We start from the raw sequence: 16,927 nt of genomic DNA, 5'->3' as shown, positions 1-16,927 counted from the left end.
TAATGATAAAAAAATTAATATTAACTGTAGCTATTATTTTTTTTGTGGGTTGTTCAACAAAATATGAGAATCTATCAACAGAATCTAGAGTTGATTTAAACAAATATTTAGGTACTTGGTATGAAATAGCTAGATTTGAACATTTCTTTGAAAAGGGATGTAAAAATGTTACAGCAAATTATTCTTTACTTGAAGATGAACAAATTAGAGTAATTAATAGATGTACTAAAATAGAAAGTGGTGAAAAGAAAGAAGCAAAAGGGGTAGCATATTCTACTGATAGTACAAACTCAAAATTGAAAGTTAGTTTTTTTAGACCCTTTTATGGGGACTATTGGATAATTTCTTTAGATAAAAATTATAAATACGCTTTAGTTGGAAGTCCAAGTAGGGAGTATCTATGGATATTAAGTAGAACTAAAACAATTGATGAGAAAATAAAAAAAAGATTAATAGATATAGCCTTCAAAAATGGTTTTGACACCTCAAAGTTTATTTGGACAATACAAGAGTAATTTTATAATCAAATTATCATATAATATCTTATAAATTTTATATTATAAAAGAGATAATTTGATTAAACAAATTTTAGTTTTATGTTTTTTTCTTACAAGTTTATACGCAGATAATATTGTAATAGGAAAATATGATCGAGTAGATTTACCTTTATTAAATTTAAAGGATATAAGAGCAAAAGTTGATACTGGAGCTAAAACTTCATCTTTACATTGTAGTTTTATTGAATCAATTGATGATAAATATGTGGTTTTTGATGTTCTGGATGAAACTCATAAAAAATATGAAAATGAAAAGTTTAAACTTCCAATTAAAAGAGTTGCAAAGGTTAGAAGTTCCAATGGAATTTTAGAAAAAAGATACGTTATATTAACAAAAGTTTTTATTTTTGGAAAATATATAGAAACTGAGTTTACATTAACAAATAGAAAAAAGATGAATTATCCTATTTTATTGGGTAGGGAATTTTTAAAAAAAGGTTTTATCGTTGATGTAAGAAAAGAATATATATCTTTCAAGAATAAAAATTAAAATAAAAATTTAATTTTAAATAATTTTATTATAAAAGGTAAGTTTATGGTAAAATGAAAATAAAAGCAGAAAAATAGGAAAAAAATAATGAAATACTTGAAGCATTTTTCCTTTACAAATATTATACTTTTTGTTTCTTTTTTCTTTACTTTTAGTTTAACACTACTTTGGTTTTTTGAAGTAAGGTTTAGTTCTGAACAAATTATCAAAAATTACCAAAATATGCAACTAGAACAAAGAAAAACTCTACTTAAAAATCAAGTTGAAAATGCAATTGATTATATAAAATATAAAAGAATAAATGCAGAAAACAATCTAAAAGAAGTTTTGAAAGATAAAATTTATGATGCCTATCATATTGCAGATAATTTATACAATAAGTTTAAAGATACAAAATCAGATGAAGAGATTATTTCAATAATAAAAGAGTCTTTAAGAGAATTTAGATTTTTTGATGGTAGAGGGTATTTTTTTATTTTAAAATTAGATGGGGAAGCTATTTTACATCCTATCTTTCCTCAATATGAAGGCACCTATTTTCTTAGAGATTATAAAGATACCCATGGTATAAATCTTCATAATTTATTTAAATACATTGCTTCATCAAAACAAAAAGAGGGATATGTTGAATATTACTTTTATAGAACAGACAATAAGGAAAATGAAAGTAAAAAAATTGGTTTTATAAAATATTTTGAACCTTTTGATTTATATATAGGAACTTCTGAATATCTTAAAGATTATGAAAAAATTGTTCAAAATGAGGTTCTAAATAGATTAAATGAAGTGAGGTATGGAAAGTACGAATATCTTTTTATAAACAATTTAGATGGGACAGTTTTAATGAATCCCTTAAATCCTCAACTTGTAGGGAAGAATATGCTAAATTTTAAAGATGAAAATGGTTTATTTGTTGTAAAAGAGTTTATTAAAGTAGCAAAGGAAAAAGAGGGTGGTTTTGTTAAATATATTTGGAAAAAGCCTGATTCCAATGAAAAAACAACTAAATTTACTTATATAGAAGGCTTTAAACCCTGGGATTGGTATATTGGAAGTGGTTCACATTTAGATGATATTAAATCAGAGATATTTTATAAAGCTTTAAAACAAAAAGAGGAACAAAAAAATAGAATTTATATAGTTGGGTTTTTAATGATTTGTTTGACTCTTTTATCTTTATATTCAATGATTTGGTGGAATAGACGCATTAGAAAATCAATAGAAGAATTTAATACTTTTTTTGAAAAATCAAGTAGTAAAAAAACAAAAATAGATAGTAAAAAAATATTATTTAAAGAGTTCAATCAAATGGCAGTTTATTTAAATAATATGCTTGAATCAAAGGAAAAATTAAAAACTCAATTGGAACATCTTGCTATTACTGATAAGCTTACAGGTATAAATAATAGATTGAAAATTGATGAGCTCCTACAAAATGAGATAGTTCGTTCAAAAAGATATAATCATGCTTTTGGATTTGCTATTATTGATATTGATAATTTTAAGAGTATAAATGATAATTATGGGCATCAAGTAGGTGATAGTGTATTAATTAAAATTGCTAAAATTTTAAAAGAAAATATTAGAAATGTTGATTACCTTGGAAGATGGGGTGGAGAAGAGTTTGTTATAATTTGTCCTGAAACTTCATTAGAAGGAACCTTAAAACTTATGGAAGATTTAAAAAAGATAATAGAATCTGAAAGCTTTGAAACTGTGGGAACTGTTACAGCAAGTTTTGGATTAACATTATTTGATTTAGAAGATGATGCTAGTACAATTTTAAAAAGAGCCGACGATGCATTATATAAAGCTAAAGATGATGGTAGAAATAAAGTTGTAGTTCTTTAGTTTTTACCATGGTCCTTTAAATCTAATAGGTTTAAAGTCAACTTTTTTTTCATGTTTTGTTATTCTATCTTGAACTCTTTTTCTCCATCTTTTAAAGCCATTTTTTGATATTAATTTTCTCATTAGATTTTTAACTTGATTTTCTGTTAGACCAAACTCTTTTTTTATACCTTCAAAAGTTGTTCTATCTTGCCAGGCCATTTGTATAAGTCTGTTTTTATCCTCTTCATTTAGATTGATTTTTTTCATTTGTAAAATACCCTTATAAATCCTAATAAAAATAAAACAATTGATATCTCTTTAGGCTCAAAGCCATACATTAAATAAAACATAGAAGCTAAAACAAAACCAAAAGATATTGCGTATGATTTAAGAACTTTCTTTAAACTTGTGATTATGTACTCAAGCTGGTTTCTACTTACTTCAACTTCAAGTGTTCCTTCACTAGCTTTTTTTACCATCACTTTAAAATCTTTTATGATAAATGGTAGTTCTTTTGCTTCCGCAATAATTGTCTCACTTATGGTACTTTTAGTTCCTAAAGCCTTTGGCAGATTTTGAGTCAATATTGGCAAAATGTCTTTTACCCCGTTAAAGTTTTCTATATATGTTGTGCCAAGACCTTCTATAATTGCACTTACCCTTAAAATATAAATTGCATCACTTGGTAGTTTAAAAGGTAAATCTCTTGTAGTTTCAAGAATTTCAAAGGCAAGCTTTTGCATAGATTCACTATCTAAATTATCATTTGAAAATATATCAAACATTTTTGAAGTAAACTCTGCTAATTCACTTGTTGGTGCTTCATATGCAATTGTTCCTAGTTTTTTACTTGCACTAATATAAGTTTCATAATCTTTTTCATTTGCTGCTTTAATAAGCTCAATAATAGCTATTCTTTTGTCATTTGGTACAGTTTTAACCATTCCAAAATCAAGTAATATAAGTTCACCTTTTTTATTTACTAATAGGTTACCTGGGTGTGGGTCTGCATGGAAAAATCCAGTTATCAACATTTGAGTTGTATAAAAGTCAACTAAGTTTGAGATTATTGATTTAAAATCAATATTGTTTTTAAATATATTTTCTTTATCATCAAATCTAAATCCCTCTTCAAAACTCATAACCATCGCATCATCACAAGAGTATTTTTTATAAGCTTTTGGGAATTTAACTTTTTGTTTTTTGTAAACTCTTCTAAAGTTTTTAAGATTTTTTAATTCTTGGTTTAAACTAATCTCTTCAACTATCATTTTTGAAAATTCAGAAACTACAGCTTCTATAGAGTTTTTTGTATAAGAAGAGAATAGGGGTTTAAATAAAAAGTTAAAAATCGAAATGATTTTTATATCTGCTAAAACTTGTTCTTTTATTCCAACTCTTCTTAGTTTTACAGCTACCTTTTTCCCATTTTTAAGATATGCTACATGAACTTGTCCAATTGAAGCAGAAGCTATAGGTGACTCTTGGAAACTTTTAAAAATATCTTTATCTTTAAAAGCTATATTGTATACCTCATTAAATTGTTTATGATTCATAGGAGGGATTTGGTCATGGAGATTTTTTAGTTCATTAAGATACTCTTCTGTAAAAAAATCAGACCTTGTAGCTAATACTTGGGCAAGTTTAATAAAACTAGCTCCTAGTTTTACAATAGTCTCCTTTAGCTTTTTAGGTTTTAAAGGTTTTAGTAGTAAAAAACTTTTTTTTCTTTTTATTACTAAATATATTGTTAATAAAAATGTAAATACTTGATAAACCCTTAATGGTGAAAAATATTTTATAACTTATCCTTCTAAATTTTTCTAATTGGTTCAGGTAATGGTTTAGCAAAATAATAACCTTGAAGATAGTCAACACCTATCTCTTTTATTATCTCTAACTCATAAGCTGTTTCAATACCTTCAGCTAATATTTTAATACCTCTATCCCTTGCTAAACTAACTAATGCTTTATAAACAGAGACTTTATAATCATCTTTGTCTATATCTTTTATAATATTTCTATCTATTTTAATGATATCAGGCTTTAGTTCAATTATCATATTTAAACTTGAATAACCTTCTCCAACATCATCTAATGCTATTTTAAAACCTTCATTTCTATAATATTCTAAAATAGATTTTAGATGGTTTTGGTCTGTTACTTTTTCTGTTTCAACAACTTCAAATATTATGTTTGAGGGATCTATTTCTAGTTGTTTTGCCCATTTAACAGTTGATTTTAAACAAAACTCAGGGTCATAAACAGAAGTTGGTAAAAAATTAATAAATACTTTTTTATTAACTTTTTTAGTAGCAGCAGTTTTTAAAGCACTTTCTCTACACATTCTGTCTAGTTTGAAGTTCATATCATTTCTTGCAGATTTTTCAAATAATTCATCTGGATAGATTAAAGAACCATCGGCTTTAACTCCTCTTGTTAAAGTTTCATACCCATAAATTGAGTTTGTATTTACATCAATTATAGGTTGGAAATACGAAGTTAAAGATTGATTATTTATCACATCAAAAAACTCTTTATCATCTATCATGTTTATATATCTTTGTAATGGTTTTGCATGTAAAACCATTTTGTATGAAAAACCTAAATTTTCATAATCGACATAAACTTTTATATCTTGTGCTGACATTTGATTAAAGTGACTTTTTATTGCATCAATATTTGATTTAAAAAACTCTTTTGTATCCTCAACTTTTATATAGTGTAAATCATGAATTTTAAATAGGTTTAAACCTAATTTCATTAAAAATATTCGGCTTTTTGCCATAAGTTCATCAAATTCACTTACAAAATATATTTTTGATGGTAATGATTCAAACCCTAGTTTTTCATTGCATTTGTCACATTTCAAATTATTTACCTTTTAATTCTTCTAAAAGCTCTACTTTTAGTCTTTGAAGGTCTTTTTTTGTAGCAAGGCCAAGTTCATTGATTATCTCTTTTAACATTGATCTAATCTCTTTTTTTATCTTTTTATCTTCTATTCTTCCCTCTGCTTCAAGATTATCAACAAATGCTTTTAAATCTTCTTTTCTTAGCATCCCTTTTTTTTCTAAAGACTTTAATTCTTTTTTTACACTTTTTCTAATCTTTTTTGTAGCACCAAGCGCTGTGAAAACAATATCATTAAACATATAAACTCCTTTTTGTAATTATTCTATTTTTAAGAAGATATTAGTAGTAAAAAAATGTAAGTTTATGATGTTTTAGTTTATGTCAGAAAGGATTATATCTTTGATTTTTTCTGATTTTCCAAAGTGTGGAAGTAATTTTAATTCTATAAGGGGATACTCTTTTTTTAAATCTTCAATAATATTTGGAAGGTCAACTAATACATGTTTCCCAGAGTTTAAAAAATATGGATAAAAACTAATATGTTTAGCACCTTTTTTTATAAAATCAACAGCTAATTCTTGGACGCTAGGAGTTGCTAGTTCTAAAAAAGCTGCTTTTTTTAAGTCATATTTAGTATCTTCCTTTGAAACTTTTTCAATTAAGTTTACAAACTCATTATTAGATTGCTCTTTTTTACTACCATGGGCTATAAATATTATTGCTTTCATTTTTTTTTCCATTTATAATTAAAATAGTTTAGAAAATTGATTACATCTATTTTCAATACTATCACTTTTCCATATGTCACTAATAACAGCTAACATATCAACATCATTTTCTAATAATTCTTTTGCATTTTTTAAAGTGATTCCTCCAATGGCACATGTTGGAATGTTTAATAGTTTTTTAGCCTCTTTTAATATCTCTTTTGATACCACTTTTGCTTGTGGTTTAGTAGGTGAAGCAAAAAAAGATCCAAAGGCAACGTAGTTAGCACCTTTTTCTTCCATAAGTTTTGCTGTTTTTAAATCACCATAACATGAAATACCAAGAATACCTTTGAAATTTTCTCTAATATAATCTATTTTTTCGTAATCACTTTTACCTACATGTAAACCTGAACATTGAAGTTTTATAGCAAGATTAATTCTATCGTTTAAAATAAATAATGCCTCATATTTTTTACATAAAGCGTCTAAGTTTATCACCAATTGTTCTATCTCTTCATCTAATGATTTTTTATCTCTTAGCTGAACAATTTTTGCCCCACCTTTTAAAGCTTCTTCTATCTTTTCAAATAGTACTTCTTTAGGGGTTAAGATATCATCACTAATAACATATAATCCATTTAATTTTATAGACATTCAAATCCTTTTTTGTGGGCAATAGGCCCTTTACCTTTTCCTAGTTCAGGGGCATTTTTAATTGCTTCAAAAACAAATTTATTAGCAACTGAAATTGCATCTTCTAAGTTTTTACCTAAGGCAATGTTAGCGGCTATTGCACTACTAAAACTACAACCTGTACCATGGGTATTTTCAGAATTCAAAAAAGCAGATTCAAATTCTATGATATTTTCATTTGAATATAATCTATCTATACTTTGAGTTCCTTTTTTTATATTTTTAATTAAAACTTTACAAGGTAAAGATTTTATCTCTTCAACTCCACTATTATTGTTTTCATTGAAGTTAAATAAACCCTTTGCTTCAAAGGTGTTTGGTGTTATTAATGTAACGTATGGAAATAAAGATTTCATATTTTCTACTGCATCATCGCTTAAAAGTTTAGAACCAGCCTTTGATACAAAAACTGGGTCAAGTACTATTGGAATATCTAAGTTTTTTATAAATTCTCTAACTGTATCAATAATTTCATTTGAAAAAAGCATTCCAATTTTTACAGCTGCAACTTCAAAGTCATCAAAAACCATCTCAAGTTGTTCTCTTACAAAATTTGAATCAATTTGACTAATACTTTTTACACCTGTTGTATTTTGAGCTGTTAGGACAGTTAAAACTGATGCCCCAAAAACTCCAAAGTTCTCAAAAGTTTTTAAATCAGCTTGAATTCCTGCTCCACCACTACTATCACTACCGGCAATAGTTAAAACGACTTTCATAAAAATCCTTATTTCATTTTTAATAATTTATCATGGAAAGTCTTTAATTATGGTAATAACAAGCTCTCCAACTGTAAATCCAAACTTTTTCATTTTTGAGTGGTTGATTATTACTCCATCTTCTTGCAAATGTAACCAATCTCTAACACTAATATCTATTGTAGAATCATTATATGGTACTCTCATAACATAATCTATCATTACAGTATTTCCTAGAGATTTCATCTTTGCAGTTCCAACTATATCATGTGCGGTTGCATCAAATGATTTTTCACCTGTAGGTTTTAAAGTCCAAACTCTTGTTAACTCTTCCCCATCATCATAAACAAACTTTTCATCTAATGTTCCAATTCCCTTTTCATCCCATGAGCCAATAAGTACACCTTTAAAGGTTCTAATAATTTGACCACTTCTATCTTTTACTAAACCATAAGCAGTCATTTTTCCATTAAAATATTCCTGTGGGATAAATTCTGGTGTTTTATCTTTAAAATCTTCTAATTGCATCTTCGTACATCCTGTAAAAAAAAATGTTAGAAATATTAATAAGGCAAGTAGTTTTTTCATGCTACTAGACCTTGGTTTAAGTGGATATTGTTATACCTTGTTAAGGTAATTTGAACTAATCCAATATTTCTTGTTAAAAATGCAGCTTCACAATAACAAAGGTACATTTTCCACATTCTTATAAAATAATCATCAAAACCAAGCTTTTTTATCTCTTCAATTTTTTTATTGAAATTATCATGCCAGATATTTAATGTTTTTGCATAATGCTCTGTAAACTCTTCCATGTGAAGTAGGTTTAAGTTTGTATGATTAGTTGTTACATCTAAAATTTTAGAAACACTTGGTAAGTGGCCACCTGGGAAGATATATTTTTGAATAAAATCAGTCCCTTTACAATATGAATCATATCTTTGGTCTGGCATTGTAATAATCTGCATAACAAGATTTCCAGATGGTTTTAATAAGTCTTCACATTTTTTGAAGAATACATCAAAATATTCACGTCCTACAGCTTCAAACATCTCAACAGCAATAATGGCATCAAATTTTCCCTCCATATCTCTGTAATCTTTTAATAAAACATCAATAGATTCTTCTATTTTGTTCTCTTTAAATCTATCCTCACATAGTTTTTTTTGTTCTTTAGATAGGGTTAATGTTGTTACTTTACAATCATATTCTTTAACTAAATGACTAGCCATTGCTCCCCATCCTGAACCAATCTCTAAAACTTTTGAGCCTTTTTTTAGATTTAGTTTTTTTGCTAAAATATCAATTTTTCTTTTTTGAGCATCAAATAATGGTTCATTTGGGTCTTTAAAAACTGCTGCTGAATACATCATTGTATCATCAAGAAAGAGTTTAAAAAAATCATTTGACAAATCATAATGTTTTGAGATGTTTTTTCTGGCCTTTGTTTTAGAGTTTTTTCTTAAGTAGTGCTTGACTTTATTTATAAAAGGAAATAGGTTATACAAAGAAAAGTTTTTTTCATAATTACTTACTGTTTGCAATGATGATGAGTTTAATAAAGCAATCTTGATCAATGAGGTTAAATCATCACAATCAAAATCTTTATCCATATAACTTTCTGCAAATCCTATATCCCCATAAAACATTATTCTTTTAAAAAATTTATTTGTATAAAGTTTAATTTTTGCCTTTGGGTATGAAGTTTTTCCATATTTTTTAATCTCCCCATTTGGGTATATAACTTCTAAACTTCCAATTTCAATTTTTGATAAAAAATTTTCCCCAATTTTTTTCCAGAAAGCTTCCATTTTATATTCTCCTTGTTTGATCTTGTGGAATTGGTTTAGTCCATTTAAGACCTTTTAACCTTAATTTTATACTTTGGTAGATTGTTCTTGTAACAACCCAAAAAGTTAGTAGGGTGTGTTTAAAAAACAAGTTCATTGTTTTTTTATCACTAAATTCTATTTTTTTAGTTATAAGGTTTGAAACTAAAACCTTTTTGCCATCTTCATATAGTTTAATTGATAGTTGAAAATCATTTTCATCATAGGTTAAATCAAAGCTATAATCCCCATCCCTTTTAAAAAAAGGGGAAACATACATATCTTTTTTAGTTTTACCAGTTAGGGTTTTTTCATTTTTCTCTTTTAATTCAACTGGATAAACAACTCTTCCTCCATTATAGTTGTGAACTTCTGCAAACATAAATGTAGGTTTATTATTTTCAAATAAAATTAATACGCTAATTGGATTAAAGACAAAACCTAAGATTCGAGGAAGGGTTATAAATCTCATTTTTGATGTTTTTTTTATTTTATATTTACTTAATAATTCATCGACATTTCTTAAAAAATCATCACTTTTGCCAAAATGATCTTTTGTAAAAAATGAAAATAGATTAAAACTATTATAAGAAAATAGCCTATTGTTATTTAACTTTTCAAAAGAGTTTAAATCAATATCAATCATAAAAAATTTGTATTTAAAATCATGGGTTTTAGGATGAAATCTTTTATGAAAAATTGAACCATCAAGGTAATTATGCTGTATCATAATTCACATCCAAACTCTTTTGCTATAGTATTTGCACTATATAAACCATCTTCATGGAAACCGTATCTCCAATATGCCCCTGCATAGTAAGTATTGTTTTTTCCATTAATTAATTCTCTTTTTTCTTGAGCATTGATTGCTTTTTGGTCAAATTGCGGATGTGAGTATTCAATTCTTTCAATCACATTATCTAAAGAATCTGTTTCATTTAAAGAAACAAAATACTCTTTTTTTGAATCTAGATTTTGAAGTAAATTTAACCAATAAGATAAGGTAACTGATTCTTCATTTCCATTTGTTTTATAATTCCAAGCTGCGTATGATTTTTTATTAGGGTATAAAGCTTTAGTGTCATTATGTAATACAGCATTGTTCTTTTTGTATTTGAAACATGAAAGAATAGTTAACTCTTCAACAGAAGGCTCATCTAAAATAGATAATACATCTGGTGCATGTAAGGCAAAAACAACTTTATCATACTCTAATTCACCGTCTTCTTTTGTTGTGATATAAACCTTATCATCTTCTCTTTTTACTGATATTATATTTGAATTTAGAAAAATCTTTCCAGAGATTTTTGATTTGATTTTATTTACATAATTTATAGAGCCATTACTAACAGTTAACCATTGGTGGTGTGTATCAACACCTAATAAACCATGATTTTTAAAAAAAGTCAAAAATGTTCTTGCTGGAAACTCATTCATTTTTTGAGTTGGAGTAGACCAAATAGATGCACCCATTGGTATTATATATCTATCTTTAAAATATTTAGAATAGGGTTTTAAATACTCTTCTAAGCTAACATCTAAATCCTTTGAGTTTGTTTCCAAATCATCATTTGCTTTTTTATTAAAATCTAAAATATCACTTATCATTTTATAATGGCTTAGATTAAATAGATTCTTTTTTTGTACAAACATCCCTTTTAATGATTGTCCATTATAAGCTATATTTGATGTTTTATCCCAAAAAGCAAAACTCATATCACTCTTTTCAATTTTTACATCCAACTCTTTAAATAGTTTTGTTAAAAGAGGGTATGTTTGATGATTAAAAACCAAAAAACCTGTGTCAACTCCAAACTGTTTACCATCATTCATAATTTGAGTTGTTCTTGCATGACCTCCTAGTCTATTCTCTTTTTCAAAAATATCAACATTATACTTTTTACTTAAAAGGTATGCTGAGCCAAGACCACTTATCCCAGCTCCAATTACTGCAATTTTTAGTTTTTTTTCACTCATTTGTATCTTCCATTTTTATCTTGCAAGGGAAATATTAATTTATCTGTATCAATGTAGTTATTTAACATTGAGATAATATCTCCTAACTTTTTATTTTCTATAGTAGGTTTTCTATTCATTATCCAAACATATTCCATATTTTCATCAACTACTACTGCAGTTTCATAATTGTCTAGATAAATAATCCTATACTCTTCAGAAAAAATCCAGTAATATGTTTTTTCCATTAAAGACATATTGCCATTAGAGCCTAAAGGCTCAACAACACCCTTATATTCTTTTAAATCTGCACCAATTTTTTCTTTAAAACATCTATTGTATACTTCAAGTTTTGTCTTAGAAATTTTTTTATATTCAACAGTAGGTGCAACACAATTTTCTTCATAACTATTATATGTTCTTGCAATTTCGTACCAAAGCCCGCTGAATTCAATTGGGTTTACATAAATCACGGGGGCTGGGGCTTTGGCGTAAGAGGGAGTTTTAGTCAAAATTATTAAGGAAACTATACTCATAAATATTACTAGGAATGTAAAATTCTTCATATGAACTCCTCTTGAAAACGATTTTATAATCAAATGAAGTTTTTTTGTATGAATATTTTGTCTTTTTATAAGATTATTTTCTTCTTTCTTTAAATTTAAGAATAAAATATAAAGAGAAAAGTTTTAAAATAACTGGTAAAAGGGCATAAAGTAAAGATAGTGTCAAAATCATATTTTGATTTATGTTGTTTTCATCAAAACCAATTAATCCTAAAATTGAGAAAGTTATCATAACAGAACTAGCAAGGGCAAGTTTTGTTAACATCGTCCATATTCCAAATGACGTAGAGGATAATTGTTTATATTTTGAGTTTTGTATGATATCACTTTGAATTGCAGTTGGAAAAGCAATATCAGCGCCAAGACTAAGGCCTGTAACAAATGAGATTAATGCAAACCATAAGATATCCCCTTGTTTTAGAAAAACTACAAAGAAAAAGCTTATGGAAGCTAAAAGTATTGATAATACCCAGACTTGTTTTTTACCTTTGCTTTTTGATAGTTTGTTCCAAAAGGGTAAAGCAATAATTCCTGCAAGAAAATATACTATTAAAATCCACTCATTAGAATTTTTGTCTTGAATAACTACTTGAATAAATAAAATAAATAGTGTTGCAGGAATTGCATTTGCTAAAGAATTAAAAAAATATCCTATTTGTAAATATTTATAATCCTCTTTCTCTTTATAAAGTAGTTTTAATATACTTAATTTTATCTCAGTTTGATTATTTGTAAATTTTGTTTTCATTTTTAAAAGTGTTATTAAAAATAAAGGGGTAAATAAAAATATAAATAATAAAAAAAGTAGGTTTAGTTTTTGGGAAAGTTGTTGGGAATCAATCATTGTAGGGGCAATTAAAGCTAAAACTAAACCTATTATTGTAAAAAGTTCTCTATTACTATTTAAGGAACTAATTTCATTATAATCATCACTTATTTCAGAAACCCATGTTAAATAAGGAACCATAATCATACTAAACCCTAAATAGATTAAAATAGAGAAAAATATTAGAAAGTATAAAGCATACTCTTTGATTGGATTTATTAGGGCATAAAATGAAAATGTGGCTAATAAAAAGCCTATAAACATTATAGGTTTTTTACTATTTAAAACCCTTTGGGATTTATCACTTAAAAACCCAATTAAAGGATCACTAAATACATCACTTAATCTTGCTAAAAATAAAACTACACCAACAAGGGTGATATTAATATTTAAATCAACAGCATAATATGTTGGAAGATAGATATATAATGGTAAACCAAGTATTGCAAGGGGCATAGCAATTAGTGGATAATAATAGTTCATTTGATTTTAGTTCTGTATTTTTGATTTTGCAAATTTTAGCAAGCTTGAAAGAATAGGGAATTTTTCATAAATATTATGTGCTGCATCCCAGTAATCTTCATGTATTAAAACTTTGTTGTTTTCATCGAAAACTACTCTACTAACTCCTGTAAATCTATTTATCTCTTTTTTATTTTTAAATGAAAAGGTAAAATCCCATTTTAAATAAGCTATCTTTTTATTTGAAACTATTTCAGTGACATCAAACTTTGTATTATCAAGGTTTTGAAACATATTTTGAAAAATATTATAGATGTTTTCAATACCCTCTACTTGATGAAAAGGGTCTTTAAAATTCACCTCTTCACTAAAATATTTTTCATATTCTTGTTTTTTTGTATCTTCTTTAATATTTTCAAAAAAAGAAGCATATTCTTCTATTTTCATTAAATCATCTTTCTTGTAATAAATAAAGAGATTTTGTAAGGAAGTATAGATAGAAATTTTAAAAACATTTTTAATTTAAAAGGAAATGAAATTTCGAATTTCTTATCATCAAATATCTCTTCACTAATTTTTTTTGCTGCATAACTAGCACTCATTAGTTGAGGCATCTCAAAATTATTTTTTGAAGTAAGTCTAGTTTTTACAAAACCATGGTTTATAACTTTTAATTTAACTCCAATGGAATCAAGCTCCGGATGAATAGATTGAGCAAGGTTTAATAAAGCAGATTTAGGTGCAGAGTAACCTCCACCTTTTGGTAAGCCAAAATATGTAGAGAGACTTAGATTCCATATCCATTTCCCAAAACCTTGGTTTTTAAAATATGGAATAATCTCACACATTAATTTTACAACGCCTAAGTAATTTGTTTCATTCATTTTAATAAAGTGCTCTTTATTCCAATTGTTTATATCCATAACTTCATAAGTTCCTGCATTGTAAAACCAAATATCTAAACCTCTGTATACTTGCCAAGCCTCTTGAATCTCATTTTTAAAGTTATCTTTACTAACATCTAAATCTAATAAATAAAGGTTGTTTTGAAATTTTTCTTGCAGTAGTTGTAAGGCTTCATTGTTATTTGTATCTCTGGAGCTTACTATTAAATAATGATTATTATTTAATAGTATTTTCACTAATTCAAGTCCAATACCGCTACTTCCACCAATAATCCAAATTCTATTATTTGTTTCCATGATAAATCTTTTTTATTTATTTTATTGAGTATATGTGTATTTTTGTATAGTTTTTATGTCCTTTTAGAGGAAAGTTTATTGTGTTTTTATAGTTATTAAGGCATCATTTAAATCATATAGAGAGTTTTAGAATGAAAACAAAAATTATATTAAGTTTAATATTTCTTACAGTTTTTCTTTTTTCTGCTGATACAAAGCAGTATCATATCAGTTTATCCTCGCAAATAATTTATCTATTTTTATTTTTTAATCTAATAATTTTATCAATCATTGTTTTTATATTGAAAAAAGGTTTTGAGAAAAAAATGGAACTTCGAAAAAATGAGTTTGATACTATATTAAATGATATTCCAGACCTATTATGGATAAAAAATAAAAATGGGGTATTTTTAGAGTGTAATAAAAGATTTGAAGAGTTTTTTGGTGCAAAAAAAGAAGAAATCATAGGAAAAACAGATTTTGATTTTGTAGATAAAGAGTTGGCGGAATTTTTTACTGAACATGATAAAAATGCTATGGAATCAGATGTCCCATTATCTAATTTTGAAAAAGTAGTTTTTAAAAATGATGGGCATGAAGAGTATCTTAAAACTACAAAAACAAAAGTTTTAAATAATAGTGGGAAAATAATTGGAGTTTTAGGTATTGGTAGAGATTTTACTGCAGAAAAAAAACTACAAGAAGAGATAAGTTTTGAAAAACAAAAATATAAGTATTTATTAGAAAACTCATCGGATGCAATCTTTATTGTTGATTTAGGAGGAAATCTTATTGAATATAGTAAATTATTTAAAAAAGTATTAGGCTATGAAGATAAAGAGTTATTAACTTTCAAGGTTACAGATTTTGAAGCTATTCATGAAGAAGAGGTGATTTTAGAAAATATAAATAAAACAAGCTTTGAACCCATAAGTTTTGAATCAAAATATAAAAGAAAAGATGGAACACTTTTTGATGTATTTGTAAGCATTGTTAGAATTAAAGTCTTTGATGAAGAGTTAGTTTATTGCTCTATGAGAGATATCTCTGCACAAAAAGAATATGAGAATAGATTGGTTCAACAAAAAGAGGAGTTTGAAACAATCTTTAATTATTCAAGGGATGCAATCTTGGTTATTGACAAAAAACTTGATATATTCAATTTTAATAAAGAGTTTATCACTATTTTTGCCTTTGATGAAAAAAACTCATTTAAAATGAATTTTTTAGACCTCCTTGTAGAAGAATATAAAGATAAACTATTAAATGGAATTAAAATAGCTCTAGAAAAAGGTTTTATTGAAAACCAAGAGGCTAATTGTATATCTTTTGATAAAAAGCTTATTCCAATTAATTATTCAATATCTTTACTTCCAGATAAACAAAGATTTTTGATATTTATAAAAGATACAACAAGTTTAAAAATTGTAGAGCAACAAACAAAACTAGCTTCAATGGGTGAAATGATTGGGAATATTGCCCATCAATGGAGACAACCTTTAAGTGCAATTACTACAAATGTTAGTGGATTAAGTTTAAAAGTTGATATGGAAATGCCAATTAGTAATGAAGAGATTTTACATTGTTCTGAAGAGGTTATGAAACAAGCTAATTATTTATCAACTACGATAGATAATTTTAGAAACTTTATCAAAGATGAAAAGGGCACTTCTTTAGTTAGTATTAAAAATGTTATTGAAAACTCTATCTCTTTAGTTCAAAGTTCATTAAATAGTTCATATATTAAACTAATAACAAAGATAGATGAAGATATTAGTATTGTGGCAAGTAAAAACGAATTATCAGAAGCCTTTATTAATATCTTAAATAATGCAAAAGATGCTTTAAAAGAATTAGTAGAAAATGAAGAAGATAGATATATCTTTATAGAAGTAAAAAGAATAGATAGAAACAGTTTAGTTTTAAGAATCTATGACAGTGCAGGGGGAATTGATTCTTCTATAAAAGATAGAATTTTCGAACCATATTTTACAACAAAATATAAATCTCAGGGCACAGGACTAGGTTTAGTTATGGTTGACAAAATCTTAAGGGAAAGACATAACTTTAAATTAGATGTATACAATAAAAAGTTTACATACAATAATAAAGAGTATGTAGGGGCATGTTTTGAAGTAATAATTACCTGTACAAAACTAGACTTGACCTGACACAGCACAATTTCTCCTGAAATTTTTTGTCAGTTATTTCATGACGCCGTATCTTGTGACTCTGTAGGATTATAACCAATCATCTTGACTTTGGCAAGA

General features: G+C 26.5%; 19 protein-coding genes. 4 read left to right on the top strand and 15 right to left on the bottom strand.

Features of this window, described 5'->3' with window-relative positions; genetic code table 11:
* Positions 1 to 2: 2 nt before the first annotated feature.
* From FDK22_RS09215 to FDK22_RS09205, 3 genes are all read left to right on the top strand, one after another.
* The gene (locus tag FDK22_RS09215; protein ID WP_138152640.1) at positions 3 to 515 is read left to right on the top strand and encodes a lipocalin family protein; all 513 of its coding nucleotides are present in this window, start codon (positions 3 to 5) and stop codon (positions 513 to 515) included.
* Between the two features lie 58 nt (positions 516 to 573).
* Positions 574 to 1,047 carry an ATP-dependent zinc protease family protein gene (locus FDK22_RS09210; RefSeq protein ID WP_212744999.1) on the top strand — a complete coding sequence of 158 codons (474 nt, stop codon included), beginning with the start codon at positions 574 to 576 and terminating at the stop codon, positions 1,045 to 1,047.
* Between the two features lie 87 nt (positions 1,048 to 1,134).
* Positions 1,135 to 2,898 carry a sensor domain-containing diguanylate cyclase gene (locus tag FDK22_RS09205; protein ID WP_138152639.1) on the top strand — a complete coding sequence of 588 codons (1,764 nt, stop codon included), beginning with the start codon at positions 1,135 to 1,137 and terminating at the stop codon, positions 2,896 to 2,898.
* A gap of 3 nt (positions 2,899 to 2,901) precedes the next feature.
* Here FDK22_RS09205 and FDK22_RS09200 read toward each other — a convergent pair whose 3' ends face one another.
* The 15 genes from FDK22_RS09200 to FDK22_RS09130 form a co-directional block, all read right to left on the bottom strand.
* Positions 2,902 to 3,147, bottom strand: coding sequence for a TIGR03643 family protein (locus tag FDK22_RS09200; protein WP_138152638.1), 246 nt, complete (start codon positions 3,145 to 3,147; stop codon positions 2,902 to 2,904).
* The gene (locus FDK22_RS09195) at positions 3,144 to 4,682 is read right to left on the bottom strand and encodes an ABC1 kinase family protein (RefSeq protein WP_138152637.1); all 1,539 of its coding nucleotides are present in this window, start codon (positions 4,680 to 4,682) and stop codon (positions 3,144 to 3,146) included. The genes FDK22_RS09200 and FDK22_RS09195 overlap by 4 nt, the downstream gene beginning before the upstream one ends.
* Before the next feature lie 11 nt (positions 4,683 to 4,693).
* Positions 4,694 to 5,752 (bottom strand): EAL domain-containing protein, encoded by a 1,059-nt coding sequence (locus FDK22_RS09190; RefSeq protein ID WP_138152636.1) that lies wholly within the window; start codon positions 5,750 to 5,752, stop codon positions 4,694 to 4,696.
* Between the two features lies 1 nt (position 5,753).
* Positions 5,754 to 6,035: a hypothetical protein gene (locus FDK22_RS09185; RefSeq protein WP_138152635.1), complete on the bottom strand. Its 282-nt coding sequence runs from the start codon at positions 6,033 to 6,035 to the stop codon at positions 5,754 to 5,756.
* 72 nt (positions 6,036 to 6,107) lie between these two features.
* On the bottom strand, positions 6,108 to 6,464 hold the full coding sequence (locus FDK22_RS09180; RefSeq protein WP_171012958.1) for a sirohydrochlorin chelatase: 357 nt from the start codon (positions 6,462 to 6,464) through the stop codon (positions 6,108 to 6,110).
* An 18-nt stretch (positions 6,465 to 6,482) separates the two neighbouring features.
* Positions 6,483 to 7,100, bottom strand: coding sequence for a thiamine phosphate synthase (gene thiE, locus FDK22_RS09175; protein WP_138152633.1), 618 nt, complete (start codon positions 7,098 to 7,100; stop codon positions 6,483 to 6,485).
* Positions 7,091 to 7,858 (bottom strand): bifunctional hydroxymethylpyrimidine kinase/phosphomethylpyrimidine kinase, encoded by a 768-nt coding sequence (thiD, locus tag FDK22_RS09170; protein WP_138152632.1) that lies wholly within the window; start codon positions 7,856 to 7,858, stop codon positions 7,091 to 7,093. Before thiD ends, thiE begins: the two co-directional genes overlap by 10 nt.
* A 30-nt stretch (positions 7,859 to 7,888) precedes the next feature.
* A complete protein-coding gene (locus FDK22_RS09165) occupies positions 7,889 to 8,425 on the bottom strand; it encodes a DUF3833 domain-containing protein (protein WP_138152631.1) in 537 nt (178 codons plus the stop codon).
* The gene (locus FDK22_RS09160; protein WP_138152630.1) at positions 8,422 to 9,648 is read right to left on the bottom strand and encodes an SAM-dependent methyltransferase; all 1,227 of its coding nucleotides are present in this window, start codon (positions 9,646 to 9,648) and stop codon (positions 8,422 to 8,424) included. Before FDK22_RS09160 ends, FDK22_RS09165 begins: the two co-directional genes overlap by 4 nt.
* A 1-nt stretch (position 9,649) precedes the next feature.
* Positions 9,650 to 10,396 (bottom strand): DUF1365 domain-containing protein, encoded by a 747-nt coding sequence (locus FDK22_RS09155; RefSeq protein ID WP_228711685.1) that lies wholly within the window; start codon positions 10,394 to 10,396, stop codon positions 9,650 to 9,652.
* A complete protein-coding gene (locus FDK22_RS09150) occupies positions 10,393 to 11,643 on the bottom strand; it encodes an NAD(P)/FAD-dependent oxidoreductase (RefSeq protein WP_138152629.1) in 1,251 nt (416 codons plus the stop codon). The genes FDK22_RS09155 and FDK22_RS09150 overlap by 4 nt, the downstream gene beginning before the upstream one ends.
* Positions 11,640 to 12,188, bottom strand: a complete 549-nt coding sequence (locus FDK22_RS09145; protein WP_228711684.1) for a lipocalin family protein — start codon at positions 12,186 to 12,188, stop codon at positions 11,640 to 11,642. Before FDK22_RS09145 ends, FDK22_RS09150 begins: the two co-directional genes overlap by 4 nt.
* 73 nt (positions 12,189 to 12,261) lie before the next feature.
* Positions 12,262 to 13,497, bottom strand: coding sequence for an MFS transporter (locus FDK22_RS09140; protein WP_138152628.1), 1,236 nt, complete (start codon positions 13,495 to 13,497; stop codon positions 12,262 to 12,264).
* 6 nt (positions 13,498 to 13,503) lie between these two features.
* Positions 13,504 to 13,923, bottom strand: a complete 420-nt coding sequence (locus FDK22_RS09135) for a nuclear transport factor 2 family protein (RefSeq protein WP_138152627.1) — start codon at positions 13,921 to 13,923, stop codon at positions 13,504 to 13,506.
* Positions 13,923 to 14,678, bottom strand: coding sequence for an SDR family NAD(P)-dependent oxidoreductase (locus FDK22_RS09130; RefSeq protein ID WP_138152626.1), 756 nt, complete (start codon positions 14,676 to 14,678; stop codon positions 13,923 to 13,925). Before FDK22_RS09130 ends, FDK22_RS09135 begins: the two co-directional genes overlap by 1 nt.
* A 305-nt stretch (positions 14,679 to 14,983) precedes the next feature.
* On the opposite strand from FDK22_RS09130, the gene FDK22_RS09125 reads away from it, so the two are divergent.
* Positions 14,984 to 16,828 carry a PAS domain-containing sensor histidine kinase gene (locus FDK22_RS09125; RefSeq protein WP_171012957.1) on the top strand — a complete coding sequence of 615 codons (1,845 nt, stop codon included), beginning with the start codon at positions 14,984 to 14,986 and terminating at the stop codon, positions 16,826 to 16,828.
* Positions 16,829 to 16,927 lie beyond the last annotated feature (99 nt).

Origin of the sequence: Arcobacter arenosus (assembly GCF_005771535.1) — a bacterium.
GTDB classification, from domain to species: domain Bacteria; phylum Campylobacterota; class Campylobacteria; order Campylobacterales; family Arcobacteraceae; genus Halarcobacter; species Halarcobacter arenosus.
Note: the sequence above shows the minus strand (reverse complement) of the source record. Positions and strands in the feature narration are given on the sequence as shown.